Origin of the sequence: Bradyrhizobium sp. USDA 326, from assembly GCF_049739485.1 — a bacterium.
Lineage (GTDB): Bacteria > Pseudomonadota > Alphaproteobacteria > Rhizobiales > Xanthobacteraceae > Bradyrhizobium.
This window is the reverse complement of record NZ_JBMGQA010000001.1, coordinates 4,841,837-4,854,774: the sequence shown is the minus strand read 5'-3', so window position 1 is coordinate 4,854,774 and position 12,938 is coordinate 4,841,837. Positions and strand designations below refer to the sequence as shown.

General features: G+C 65.6%; 10 protein-coding genes and 1 pseudogene. 5 read left to right on the top strand and 6 right to left on the bottom strand.

Features of this window, described 5'->3' with window-relative positions:
• The first annotated feature begins 66 nt into the window (after positions 1-66).
• The 4 genes from soxX to soxA are packed head-to-tail and all read left to right on the top strand — an operon-like array spanning position 67 to position 2,069.
• The gene (gene soxX / locus ABIG06_RS22895; protein ID WP_124159812.1) at positions 67-501 is read left to right on the top strand and encodes a sulfur oxidation c-type cytochrome SoxX; all 435 of its coding nucleotides are present in this window, start codon (positions 67-69) and stop codon (positions 499-501) included.
• A gap of 4 nt (positions 502-505) precedes the next feature.
• Positions 506-973: a SoxY-related AACIE arm protein gene (locus ABIG06_RS22890; RefSeq protein ID WP_124159563.1), complete on the top strand. Its 468-nt coding sequence runs from the start codon at positions 506-508 to the stop codon at positions 971-973.
• Positions 973-1,290 carry a thiosulfate oxidation carrier complex protein SoxZ gene (gene soxZ, locus ABIG06_RS22885; RefSeq protein ID WP_370138720.1) on the top strand — a complete coding sequence of 106 codons (318 nt, stop codon included), beginning with the start codon at positions 973-975 and terminating at the stop codon, positions 1,288-1,290. Before ABIG06_RS22890 ends, soxZ begins: the two co-directional genes overlap by 1 nt.
• On the top strand, positions 1,287-2,069 hold the full coding sequence (gene soxA / locus ABIG06_RS22880) for a sulfur oxidation c-type cytochrome SoxA (RefSeq protein WP_199751413.1): 783 nt from the start codon (positions 1,287-1,289) through the stop codon (positions 2,067-2,069). The genes soxZ and soxA overlap by 4 nt, the downstream gene beginning before the upstream one ends.
• Before the next feature lie 52 nt (positions 2,070-2,121).
• Here soxA and ABIG06_RS22875 read toward each other — a convergent pair whose 3' ends face one another.
• The 3 genes from ABIG06_RS22875 to ABIG06_RS22865 all read right to left on the bottom strand — a co-directional run bounded on the left by ABIG06_RS22875 (position 2,122) and on the right by ABIG06_RS22865 (position 5,814).
• Positions 2,122-3,789 (bottom strand): regulator, encoded by a 1,668-nt coding sequence (locus ABIG06_RS22875; RefSeq protein WP_370138719.1) that lies wholly within the window; start codon positions 3,787-3,789, stop codon positions 2,122-2,124.
• Between the two features lie 10 nt (positions 3,790-3,799).
• Positions 3,800-4,498: a cysteine hydrolase family protein gene (locus tag ABIG06_RS22870; protein ID WP_370138718.1), complete on the bottom strand. Its 699-nt coding sequence runs from the start codon at positions 4,496-4,498 to the stop codon at positions 3,800-3,802.
• A gap of 362 nt (positions 4,499-4,860) precedes the next feature.
• A complete protein-coding gene (locus tag ABIG06_RS22865; RefSeq protein WP_370138717.1) occupies positions 4,861-5,814 on the bottom strand; it encodes a hypothetical protein in 954 nt (317 codons plus the stop codon).
• A 164-nt stretch (positions 5,815-5,978) separates the two neighbouring features.
• Between ABIG06_RS22865 and ABIG06_RS22860 the strand changes: the two genes are divergently transcribed.
• The gene (locus ABIG06_RS22860; protein ID WP_424578392.1) at positions 5,979-9,455 is read left to right on the top strand and encodes an indolepyruvate ferredoxin oxidoreductase family protein; all 3,477 of its coding nucleotides are present in this window, start codon (positions 5,979-5,981) and stop codon (positions 9,453-9,455) included.
• A gap of 131 nt (positions 9,456-9,586) precedes the next feature.
• Here the strand turns inward: ABIG06_RS22860 and ABIG06_RS22855 are convergent.
• From ABIG06_RS22855 to ABIG06_RS22845, 3 genes and pseudogenes are all read right to left on the bottom strand, one after another.
• Positions 9,587-11,312 (bottom strand): annotated as a pseudogene (locus ABIG06_RS22855) (FAD-dependent oxidoreductase).
• 58 nt (positions 11,313-11,370) lie between these two features.
• A complete protein-coding gene (locus tag ABIG06_RS22850; protein WP_124159571.1) occupies positions 11,371-12,390 on the bottom strand; it encodes a S1C family serine protease in 1,020 nt (339 codons plus the stop codon).
• A 92-nt stretch (positions 12,391-12,482) separates the two neighbouring features.
• A complete protein-coding gene (locus tag ABIG06_RS22845) occupies positions 12,483-12,932 on the bottom strand; it encodes a hypothetical protein (protein ID WP_370138715.1) in 450 nt (149 codons plus the stop codon).
• Positions 12,933-12,938: the final 6 nt, after the last annotated feature.

The following is a 12,938-nucleotide window of genomic DNA, read 5'->3' as shown; positions in this document are numbered from 1 at the left end:
ACGTCTCCCCCAAACGGGAGAGGCAAGAGGAGGCCGCGGCTCGATCTCTCGTCTCACATTTCTTCGATTGCCGCTGCGGTGGTCGCGCTAAGCCTTACACTTGCTGCCAGCGTGAGAGCCGAAAAACTCTTGCCCTACACAATCGTCAACGACGGCATTCCAGCCTCGCTCACAGGCTCCCCCGGCGATGCCGCGCGCGGCCGCGCTCTGGTGCTCGCGCGCACCACGACCTGCATTCTCTGCCATTCCGGCCCATTCCCGGAAACGCGGTTCCAGGGTGATCTCGCGCCTGACCTCGCCGGCGCCGGGAACCGGTGGTCGGTGAGCCAGTTGCGGCTTCGACTGGTCGATGCCTCGCGCTTCAACCCGGACACCATCATGCCGTCCTATTATCGCACCGACGGCCTCGTCCGCGTCGGACGCAGTTTCGCCGGCAAGCCGATATTGTCGGCTGCGGAGATCGAGGACATCGTGGCCTTTCTTGCAACGCTTCGGGACTAGGTTCATGCCAACCACGCGACGACAATTCCTGAGCCTCGCCGGAGGCGTGACCGTCGCCGGCGCGGTCCCGATCGTCACTCTGCGGCCGCTCGAGGCGACACCGGCGATGCTCAACGCCGCGATCCGCAACGTCGTCGGCGAAGCACAGATTCGCAGCGGCAGGGTGAAGCTCGACATTCCACCGCTGGTCGAGAACGGCAACACGGTGCCGATGACGGTGAGCGTCGCAAGCGCGATGACGGCGGACGACCACGTCAAGAGCATCCACGTCTTCAACGAGAAGAACCCGCAGCCGAACATCGGCAATTTTTATCTCAGCCCCTCCTCCGGGCGAGCCCAGGTCTCGACGCGGATTCGGCTCGCCGATACTCAGAAGGTGGTCGCGATCGCACGTCTCTCCGACGACACATTCTGGCAAATTGCCGCCGAAATCGTCGTGACGCTGGCCGCCTGCACCGAGGAGATGAACTGATGGCCGCTCTCATCAACGTTCCGGCCAAGGCCAGGCGCGGCGACATCATCGAGATCCGCACGCTGACCTCGCACATCATGGAGACCGGTTTCCGCCACACCGCCGACGGCAAGCTGGTGCCGCGCGACATCATCACGAGCTTCACTTGCCGCTACAATGGCACCGAGATCTTTCGCGCCGATCTGTTTCCGGCGATCGCGGCCAATCCCTATCTGTCGTTCTTCACCGTCGCCAAGGAGAGCGGCAAGTTCGAGTTCGAATGGATCGGCGACAACGGCTATTCGTCCACTGCATCGGCCTCGATCATTGTCGAATGATTTCTTGGCGCGCGATAGCGGCGGTGGCATTATTCGCCGCGGCGGTCCCCACCCTGCTCGCCGGCGAAATCCCGCCCGATGCACGCCGCTCCGGCTATTCCTTCATGGGCCCGGACACGCGCGCCATGCAGGACGACGACACCACCAATCCCGGCATGCTGTTCGTGCTCGACGGCGAAGCTCTCTGGGCAAAGAAGACCGGCAGCACCAACAAAGCCTGCGCGGATTGTCATGGCGATGCGCGCAGCAGCATGAAGGGGGTCGCTGCGCGCTATCCCGCCTTCGACAAGGCGCTCGGCCGCCCCGTCACGCTCGATCAGCGGATCAATCTCTGCCGCGCCGATCATCAGCAGGCGACACCGCTGCCCTACGAGGGCCGCGACCTGCTCGCATTGTCCGCCTTCATCGCCCACCAGTCGCGCGGCACCGCGATCACGGCCGGTGACGACCCAAAGCTCAAGCCCTTTATCGCGCAGGGCCGCGCGCTCTTCATGCAGCGCGAGGGCCAGCTCAACCTCGCCTGCACCAACTGCCACGATGACAATTTCGACAAGCGCCTCGCCGGCGCGCCGATCACGCAAGCGCAGCCGACCGGCTATCCGCTCTACCGCCTGGAATGGCAGACGCTGGGGTCGCTCGAGCGGCGGCTGCGCAGCTGCATGACCGGCGTCCGCGCCCAGGCCTATGACTATGGTTCGCCCGAGCTGGTCGCGCTCCAGCTCTATCTGATGTCGCGGGCGCGTGGCCTGCCGATGGAGACGCCGGCGGTGCGCCCCTGAAAGAAACCGGCCGGGACGCCGCCCGGCCGTTCCGCGAGACTTGAGGGCACGCTTACTCCGCCGGCGCGGCCGACATCTCCGGATGCGCGGCGTAGGGCTCGCTGGCGCCGAGCTTGGCGGCGGCGAACAGGCCCGCAGCCATTACTGCGTAGGCCAGGGCCACCGCGGGCGTCACGCCAAAGCCGCCGCCGATGCCGACGGCCTCGCCGTGCATGAAGCCGAAATAGGTCAGCACCGCCCCGACCAGCGCAAAGGCGGACGCCTTCTCGAAGTCGCGCTCGATGATGAAGACACCGATGGCGCCGAGGATGAGACCGCCGAGGATGGAGCCGCCGCCCATCACCTCGAGGCCGTGATAGAACACGCCCTGCTGCGGCAGCGCGGCGATCGCGGCGGCCTTGACCGCATCGGCTTTGTCGGCCGCCATTCCGCCGACGGTTGCCGCCGCATTCATGGTGGAGCCCAGCATGGTGTCGATCTGGAGCTTGGCCCAGGCGGCTAGATGCGGGGTCAGCGCCAGCACGATCGCGGGCGCGTGCTTGACCGGTGTGGTCTGGAACGCCTGCGCGCCGATCAGCATACCGATGTAGAGCAGGATCGGCGAGATCGCGACGACCGGCACGAGTGCCAGCAGCACCGAGATGATGCCGAACCAAGACAGCACGACCACCATGATGCCCGTCGCCGCCGAGTAACCGATCCGACCGCCCATCGCCTTCCAGCCGGGATGGCCGATATAGACGGCGTTGATGAAGGGATTGCCCATCAGGCAGCCGATCAGGCTGACGACGCCGTCGGCGGTGAGCACGCGCGTGGTCGGATAGTCGTCACCGGCCGCTTCCGCGCTCTCGACATTGTCCATGGCCTCGACGAGGTCGTAGATGCCGAACGGAATGGCGGTGACCAGGATGATGCTGAGGAATTCGAAGCCGGAGAAGACGTAGCCGACAGCCGGGATCGGCACCGAGAAGCCGAAGTTCGCAAAGGCGGCGCCGACGCCTTTGAGACTCAATCCGCCGAGACCCAGCCCGAACAGGTTCGAGCCCCAGGCGATGATCATGCCGGCAGCGATCGCGACGAGGCCCGCGGGAACGCCGCGCCAATACTTCACACGGCCGAACCAGCTCACCAGGATGATGGCGAAGCAGACGAGACCAATCTGCGGCGTCATGTACATCTCCAGCGCCGGCCGCATCGAGATGAAGGTGACGGAGACGCCGGCAAGCGTGCCGAGCAACGCCGCGCGCGGCGTGATCCTGCGGATGAAGGGCGCGATGAAGCCGCCGATCATGAGAATGAAGCTCTGGAAGAACACCCAGACGAGCCCCGCCGACCAGCCCTTGAGCGGATCGCCGGTCTTCAGCGTGATCGGCAGCATGATCACGAAGGTGACGATGAACATGTGCGGCACGCTGACGCCTGACGGTAGCGCGCAGACGTCGTTGCGGCCGGTCTTCTGGGCGAGGCGATAGGCGAGATACGCATAATAGAAGGTGGACAGGCACATCATCAGCCCAAGCGCGGGCAGGATGCGGCCGAACACGAGGCTATCAGGCATCTTCAGCACGAAGCGCAGGAGCCCCGTGAGCACCAGCATGTTGACGAGGATGTTGGTGCCGAAGCCGAAAAGCGCGTTCCAGTCGCCCGATGTCCATAGCGCCGGCTTGAACCCGGACTTGTCGATTTCAGATTTGCCGGCCGTCCCCGTCAATGTGCTCATGACAATACCCCTATGTGGTCGAAACCTTCATTGCCTCCAGAACTGCGGCCGAGTCCGCGACCCAGCCGAAGATGCCGCCCTGGGCCTTGATCATCTTCAGGCCCATCTCGTGAAATTCGGGGAAATAGGATGCGCAGCCATCGGCGATGACGACGCAGCGATAGCCGCGGTCATTGGCCTCGCGCACCGTGGTGTTGACGCACACCTCGGTGGTGACGCCGCACACGAGCAAATTCTCGATGCCGTATTTCTGAAGGATGTCGCCGAGCTCGGTCGCGTAGAACGCCCCCTTGCCTGGCTTGTCGATCACGATTTCGCTGTCGAGCGGATAGAGCTCGGGAATGATGTCGTGGCCGGCCTCACCGCGAATGAGGATGCGTCCCATCGGACCGGGATCGCCGATGCGAAGGCTCGGCGCGCCGCGCTCGACCTTCCCCGGCGGCGCGTCGGAGAGATCGGGCAGATGCCCCTCGCGCGTGTGGATGACCAGCATGCCGGTGGCGCGCGCCGCCGTCAGCACCGCGCCGACCGGCTTCACTGCGCGCGCGAGCTGGCTGACGTCGTTGCCGAGCGTTTCGCCGAAGCCGCCGGGCTCCATGAAGTCCCGCTGCATGTCGATGATGAGAAGCGCGGTGGCGAGCCAGTCGAGCTTGATCGGCTCGGGCTCGGCGCTGACGACGCCCCTTGTCGGCTTGGCTGAGTTCAACATGACGCAGGCCTCGCGAGAACTCTCTTGGCCAAGAGTTCTGCAAGCGCCGTGCCATTGTGTACAATTGCGATTGGAGGGAGAGCTTCGAGAAATTCGCTGCTCTGTCAAAACGTTACGAGAGGAGTGCGCGTGTGCTCATTCGTTATGCGGGGGTTTTACGGCGTGCATTTGCCCAATGCTTAAGCGGTGGCAAGGCTTTCACCAGCCGTCATTCCGGGGCGCGACGCAGTCGCGAGCCCGGAAATCCAGCGGGCCGCAATACCCGAGGTGAAATGGATTCTCTGATGCGCAATCGCGCACCATAGCTCGACGCGACGCGTCGCCCCGGAATGACGACGCACGTGTGTGGCGACGCCTTGCCCCTACCGCCCAGCCCCATACAGCCGCCGATACTCTTCCTCATACGGCGCATAAGAGTCCTTCAGCGTCGCCATGTTCAGCAACATGGTTGCCACCATCGTGCCCGCCCCGTCGAACACGCGCGTCTTGACCCACGCGCTTTCGGTGCGGCGGCTGCCGGAGAGCGCGACCACCTCGCGCTCGACTTCGTACGCCTCGTCGACGAAGAGCGGCCCCTTCACGAGGCGGATCTCCTGATCGGCGAACAGGCCGACGGCCGGGCCCCTGGCCGGTAGCGGATCGTCCTTGGAGCGGTACTGGAACAGCACGCTCAGCATCTCCATCGGAATGACGGGCTTGCTCCACGGATTATCCGCGCCCGAGTAGTAGGGCGAGCTCTCGGTGATGACGGCGAGCTTCTGCCTGAGCGAGAACGGGTAGAGGTCGCCCATATTCTGGTCGAACGCCATGCGCACCGACTGCCGCTTGCCGGTCCGCGCCACCTTCACGTCGCGAAGGATCACGGCATCGGCCAGCGGCTTGAGCTCGCCGAGGCGGGTCTCGAGCGCGGTCGCAACCGGCGCATCGCCGACCGAGGCCGTTCCGCGCAGCACCTCGGTGCCGTCGCGCTTGACCATTTGGACCTGGCACTGGCTCGTGCCGGGCAATGGCTTCGACAGGATCGCTTGCACCTCCTCGCCTTCGTAGCAGACGCTGCGATAATGCGCGGACAGGCAGCCCGTCTCGAACCAGGTACGACCCCATAGCCGTTCGCCGAGCGGCGCGAACTGGCTGAAATGGGTCGGCCCTTCGATGGTGCCGCCCTTGAAGCCGAGCTTCTGGGCTGTTGCGTCGTCGTGGATCGAGGCGTGCGCGTCGTAGGTTTGCGTTTGCAGCATCTGGCGCGGCTGGCGCCACGGCCCGATCAGCGCCTCGGCCGTCTCCGTGATCTCGGTATCGAATGCGTTCGCGGTCATGGTGCTCTCCACAGGAAGCCATGACTAGCAGGAGCGCCACGGATGCGGCCAGCGATATTGACTTCGCCGGCCCATGCCTTTGACTGTCACAATTCGCGTCGCGCAGCCGCAATCCCTCCCGCAGCGCAAACCCCAACGCCGAACGAAAGACAAGGACTCCCGAAATGACGCTGATGCAGGTCGAGCTGGACGATAAATACCGGCTCGAATCGAAGCGGATCTTTCTGTCCGGCACGCAGGCCCTGGTCCGGCTGCCCATGTTGCAGCGCGAACGCGACCGGCTCCAGGGGCTCAACACCGGCGGCTTCATCTCGGGCTATCGCGGTTCCCCGCTCGGCATGTACGACCACGCGTTGTGGCGGGCGAAGTCGCACCTCCAGCAGCACGACATCGCCTTCGTGCCCGGCCTGAACGAGGATCTGGCGGCAACCGCCGTGTGGGGCAGCCAGCAAGTCGGACTGTTTCCCGGCGCCAAGGTCGATGGTGTGTTCGGCATCTGGTATGGCAAGGGCCCCGGCGTCGACCGCTCGGTGGATGCGCTCAAGCATGCCAACGCGGCTGGCACCTCGCTCAACGGCGGTGTGCTGGCACTCGCCGGCGACGACCACGGCTGCCAGTCATCGACGCTGGCGCATCAGAGCGAGCAGGTGTTCGCGGCCGCGCTGATCCCCGTGATCAATCCCGCGACACTGCAGGACTATCTCGATCTCGGCCTCTACGGTTTTGCGCTCTCGCGCTTCTCCGGCTGCTGGGTCGGCTTCAAGGCGATCAGCGAGACCGTCGAGAGCTCGGCGTCGATCTACAGCGATCCTGAACGTATCCAGATCAAGCTGCCTGACGATTTCGAGATGCCGCCGGGCGGCCTCAACATCCGCTGGCCCGATCCGCCGCTCGAAGCCGAGAAGCGGCTATTCGGCCCGAAGATGGCCGCCGTGCAGGCCTTCGCCCGCGCCAACCAGCTCGACCGCATCGTGCTCGATTCAAAGCCGGCGCGGCTCGGCATCGTCGCGACCGGCAAGGCCTATCTCGACCTGCGCCAGGCGCTCGCCGATTTGGGCATTACGGACAAGGACGCGCAGGATCTGGGCTTGCGCATCTACAAGGTCGCGCTGACCTGGCCTCTTGAGGAGAGCGGCGCGAAGCGTTTCGCCGAAGGTCTTCAGGACGTGCTGGTCGTCGAGGAGAAGCGCGGCTTCATCGAAGACCAGCTGATGCGCATCCTCTACAATATCGATGCGTCCAGGCGCCCGACCGTCACCGGCAAGCGCGACGAGCGCGGCGCACCGCTGCTGCCGAGCGAGGGCGAGCTGACGCCGACCATTGTCGCGTCTGCGCTGGTGGCGCGCTTGCGCAAGCTCGGCCATCACAGCCCGGTGCTGGAGCAGCGCCTCGCCCGGCTCGAGGCGTTCGACAATCCCGTCACCACCAGCGCCCAGATCAAGCTCGCGCGCACGCCGTTCTTCTGCTCGGGCTGCCCACACAACACCTCCACGCGTGTGCCGGAGGGCAGCCGCGCCATGGCCGGCATCGGCTGCCACGGCATGGCCCTGAGCATGCCAACCCGTCGCACCGATCTGATCTCTCATATGGGCGCCGAAGGCGTGAACTGGATCGGCCAGTCGCCCTTCACGAGCGAGACGCACATTTTCCAGAATCTCGGCGACGGCACCTATACCCATTCCGGGCTACTTGCGCTGCGTGCCGCTTCCGCTGCCGGCATCAACATCACCTACAAGATCCTCTACAACGACGCCGTGGCCATGACCGGCGGCCAGCCGGCCGAAGGCGCCTTCAACGTCGCGCAGATTGCGCACCAGGTCTGGGCCGAGGGCGTCAAGCGGCTCGCGATCGTTTCCGACGATCCGTCCAAATACCCGCAAGGAAACTATTTTCCGCAAGGCGCGACCATCCATCATCGCCGCGAGCTCGACGCCGTGCAGCGCGAGCTGCGTGACATCAAGGGCCTCACCGTCATTGTCTACGACCAGACCTGCGCCGCCGAAAAGCGCCGCCGCCGCAAGCGCGGGCTCTATCCCGATCCCGCCAAGCGCGCCTTCATCAACGAGCTCGTCTGCGAAGGCTGCGGCGACTGCTCGCAGGCCTCCAATTGCGTCTCGGTGCAGCCGCTGGAGACCGAATTCGGCCGCAAGCGCCAGATCGACCAGTCGAACTGCAACAAGGACTTTTCCTGCGTCGAGGGTTTCTGTCCGAGCTTCGTCACCGTGCATGGCGGCACGCTCAAGCGGATGAAGACCTCGGCGGTCGATTCCGGCCAGCTCTTCGCCGATCTGCCACTGCCGCCGGCGCGTGAACTCGACGGTCCCTACAACATCCTCGTCACCGGGATCGGCGGCACCGGCGTCATCACCATCGGCGCCCTGCTCGGCATGGCTGCCCATGTCGACGGTCGGGGTTGCTCGGCGCTGGATTTCACCGGCCTGTCGCAGAAGAACGGCGCGGTGATGAGCCATGTGCGCATTGCTCCGAAGCCGGAGGACATTTCCGCCGTCCGCATCACCACGGGCGGCGCCGACGTCATCCTCGGCTGCGACATGATCGTCTCGGCCGGCCCGGCCGCACTCAGCCGCGCCGAGCGCGGCGTGACGAAGGCCTACATCAACGCCGATTTGCAGCCGACCGCGAGCTTCGTGCAGAACCCCGATCTCGACTTCGAGATGGGCACGATGCAGACCGTGCTGCGCGACGCCATCGGCGACAAGAACCTCGACATCATAGACGCCACGGGCATTGCCGCCGCGCTGATGGGCGACAGCATCGCCACCAACCCCTTCATGCTCGGCTTCGCGTTCCAGAAGGGCGCGATTCCGCTGTCGCTGGAGGCCCTGCTCCGCGCCATCGAGATCAACGGCGCCGCGATCGAGATGAACAAGCTCGCCTTCACCTGGGGCCGCCTCGCCGCCCACGACATGTCGCGCGTGCGCAGCGTGCTTCAGTTCAAGGCTAGAGCGTCCGCGCCGGCGAAATCGCTCGACGACATCATCGCGACGCGCGTGGAATTCCTGACCTTCTATCAGGACAAGGCCTACGCCGACCGCTATCTCGCGGCGGTCGCCAAGGTGCGCAAGGCGGAGAGCGCCGTTTCGCCCGCGTCGACGGAACTGACCGAGGCCGTCGCGAAGAACCTGTTCAAGCTGATGTCCTACAAGGATGAGTACGAGGTCGCGCGGCTCTATACCGATGGCAGCTTTGCCAGGAAGGTGTCGGAAAAGTTCGATGGCGATTTCACGCTGAAGTACCACCTCGCCCCGCCGATCTTCGCCAAGCGCGACAAGGTGACGGGACATCTGCAGAAGCAGGAGTTCGGCGGCTGGATGATCCATGCCTTCCGCGTTCTCGCCAAGCTCAAGTTCCTGCGCGGCGGCCTGTTCGATCCGTTCGGCCGCACCGAGGAGCGCCGGACCGAGCGGAAGCTGATCGCGGATTACCTGGCGATCATCGATCAGCGGATCGTCAGGCTGCAAGCGGCGCAGATCCCGCTGCTGACCCGGCTTGCACGGGTGCCCGAGACGATCCGCGGCTTCGGCCATGTCAAGGAAGCAAATATCAAGCTGGCGGCGGCCGAGACGGCGCGGCTGGAAGCGGAGCTCGAGAACAGCCGCTTTGCGGCGGCGGCGGAGTAGCGGTCGGGAGAACGTTCTCTCCACGCGTCATTGCGAGGAGCCCTTGCGACGAAGCAATCCAGACCGTCGCCGCGGAGTGATTCTGGATTGCTTCGCTACGCTCGCAATGACTGAGAAAAGCGAGACGACAGTCAGACGGTCGCCTTCGTCGCACCCGCCGTCGCCACACTCCCCTCCGCCAGATGCCGCCCCGCGATGTACCCGAACGTCAGCGCCGGCCCGAGCGTGATGCCCGGGGCCGGATAATTGCCGTTCATGATCGAGGCCATGTCATTGCCGCAGGCGTAAAGGCCGGAGATCGGAGTGCCGTCCTTGCGCAGCACACGCGCTTGCGCATCCACCGTCATGCCGATGGCCGTGCCGAGATCCGCCGGATGGATGCGCAGCGCGAAGAACGGCGCGCGGACGATCGGTGCGACGCAAGGGTTGGGCTTGTGAACGGCATCGCCGAGATGGCGCTGATAGATGGTGCTGCCGCGACCAAATTCGGGATCGCGCCCCTCCTTCGCATCGGCATTGTAATTCGTGACCGTCGCTGCAAGCACGGATGGCTTGATGCCGATCAAGGCTGCGAGCTGCGCGACATCCGCCGCCTCGATCAACTCGCCGCTCGCCACATAGCGCCGATAACTGCGCGTGAATGGTTTGATGCGGCCGAGGCCGTAGGCCCACAGGAACCAGCGGTCGCAGATCAGGTGGAACGGCCGGTCCAGCTCACCATTGGCCTCGCGCAACATGGCAAGCACGAACTCGTGGTGGGACAGCGCCTCGTTGACGAAACGCCTGCCGGCCGCATTGACGGCGATCACGCCGGGCTTGGCGCGATCGGCCGTCATGTGCGGGAACACGCCGCGGCTGCCATCAGTGCGGCGGAATAGCGAGGCCGGGACCCAATAGGCTGCGCTCGTCGCGTCCGTGTTGAGCGCTGCACCGGCGGCAGTCCCAAGCCGAAGCCCGTCGCCCGCAGCCGACGGAGTGGCCGCCGAGATCAAGCCTGCGCCGGCCGGGAAGAAGCGTTTGCGCAAGCTCGCATCGTGCGAGAAGCCTCCGGTCGCGAGCACGACGCCGCGACGCGCTGAGATCAGGCGGTCGCGGGCGCCGTGGCGGATCACCACGCCGGCGGCGCGCTCGTCCCGCATTGATAGGCGCTCGACATCAGCGCTGAAGAGGAGATCGGCCCGCCGCGCCAGCAGCGTGGCATACAGCTGCGCGGCGAGCGCATTGCCTTGATGCAACGTCGTGCCGCGCGGCGATCGCAAGCGTTGCCACGCATACGCGGACACCAACTGCGCCGCGCGCAAGGTCGTGCACAACGACGTTCCGATCCAGGCGCAGATGCGGAAGGTCGAGGCGGCCGACCATCATCCCGCCGAACAGCGTGCACTCCGGCAGCGGTGGCCGCAATCGCGCGAAGTTATTTCCCAGCCGGGCACCGTCGAAGACAGCCGGCTCCAGCACGCGGCCGCCAGGCGTCGCCCCCAGCCGTTCCGGATAGTAATCGGGATAGGCCTTCACCGGCTGGAGCCGCACCTCGGTGTTGGCTTCGAGCCAGGCGATCGCCTCGGGCCCGCGCGCCAGGAAGGCGGCGCGCAGGCTGGAATTCGCGGGCTCCGGGACCGTGCTCGACAGATACCGGACTGCATCGGTGACGCTGTCGGAAAGTCCCGCCTCCTTCGTCTTGTGATTGGCGGGGATCCAGACCATGCCGCCGGACCAGGCGGTGGTGCCGCCGACGAAGGCGGTTTTCTCGATCACCAGCACGCGCAGGCCTTCAGCGGCAGCGACGGTCGCGGCCGTCATGCCACCTGCACCGGCGCCGATGACAATGACGTCGTAGGTCTCGTGCGCCGGCATCATGCGGCAGGATTCCGTGAGCGAGGCATGACACCGTCATACCGCGCCCACGGGCTTGCAGCTAGCGCGCCTTCTTGCGTTCGATCGGATCGATATCGATCGCCCGCAGGCGGCCGAGCCGCAACACGTCCATGGCGAGCCGCCGGCCGATCCGGTCGCGATCGAGCACGCGGATCAGATCATCGACGCCGTTGATCTCGACGCCGTCGAGCCTGATCACGACGTCGCCGGGCAACAGGCCCGCCTTGGCCGCAGGTCCATCCGGCTCGATCTGCATCAAGAGCGCGCCCATCTTGTTCTCGACGCCGGCGAGCACCGCATGCCGCCGCGGGACCGGTGCCGTCTGTCCGGCAACGCCGATATAGGCGCGGCGGACGTAGCCGTGGCGGATGATCTCCGACAGCACGAATTGCGCGGTGTTGCTGGCGACCGCAAAGCAGATCCCTTGCGCGCCGTTGATGATGGCCGTGTTGATGCCGATCACCTCGGCATGCGACGACACCAGCGGGCCGCCCGAATTGCCGGGATTGAGCGCGGCATCGGTCTGGATCACGTCCTCGATGGTGCGCCCGCTGACCGAGCGGATCGAGCGCCCGAGCGCCGAGACGACGCCGGCGGTCACGGTCGATTCGAAGCCGAGCGGATTGCCGATCGCGATCACCAGCTGGCCGCGGCGCAGGGTCTTGGAGTTACCGAGGGCGGCATAGGGCAAGTGGCGCGCGCCGTTGGCGCGCAGCAGGGCAAGATCGGTGTCGGGATCGACGCCGAGCACCCGCGCGTCACCGACATGGCCCTCGACGTCGCGCAGCCGAATTTCCTTCGAACTGCCGACCACATGGCTGTTGGTGAGGACGAGTCCATCCGGCGAGATCACGATGCCTGAGCCGAGCCCGCCGCGCTCGCGGCCGTTCGGCGCCTTCGGCCCGGTCTCGACGCGCACGACCGCGGGACCGACACGGTCGGTCACGTCGATCACGGCATTGGAATAGGCGTCCAGCAGGGCCCGGTCACCGACCTCGGCAGACGCCGTCGTTCGCGATGACGCTGCGTCATCGGCGATATCTGAAGTGAAGTCCAGCATGGCAAGAGTCCTTGAAGGCTCACACAAATGGTGGCCTGTTCCCTGCCGCGCAAGATGCGCGCCTGGAGCGCAGGGCTGGACTGCCCAGATGGCTAGGGCGCTCGCCTCAGCGAACCGCCTCTTGCCTTGACCGGGTCGAGCAGCGTCCAGTCCCCATCCGGAAGCACATGGCCCCTGGGGAACGGCGCGCGCAGCTCGATTCCGAGCGAACCCAGCACGCGGTCGTCGCGGTAGTAGCATTGCAGCACGACACGGACGAGCGTTGCCGCGGCGACGCCGCCGCTGTTGCGAAACTCCTGCGCCACCGCATCGCGCCTTTTGGCATCGAGCTCGGAGAGCGGCTCTCCGGCGAGGCGCGCCAGATGATCCAGTGCCGCCGCCACCAATCTGGTGTCACGGCCGAGCGTTGCCAGCATGTCGGCCTGGATCACGGGATCATCGGCGCCCGGCACCTTGTACTCGTCGCTGGCAGGAATGATCATTGCGGCGATGGTGCGCAGGTCATCGCGCTGCCTGCGTGTCAGTTGATTGTCTGCGGACATCACGAC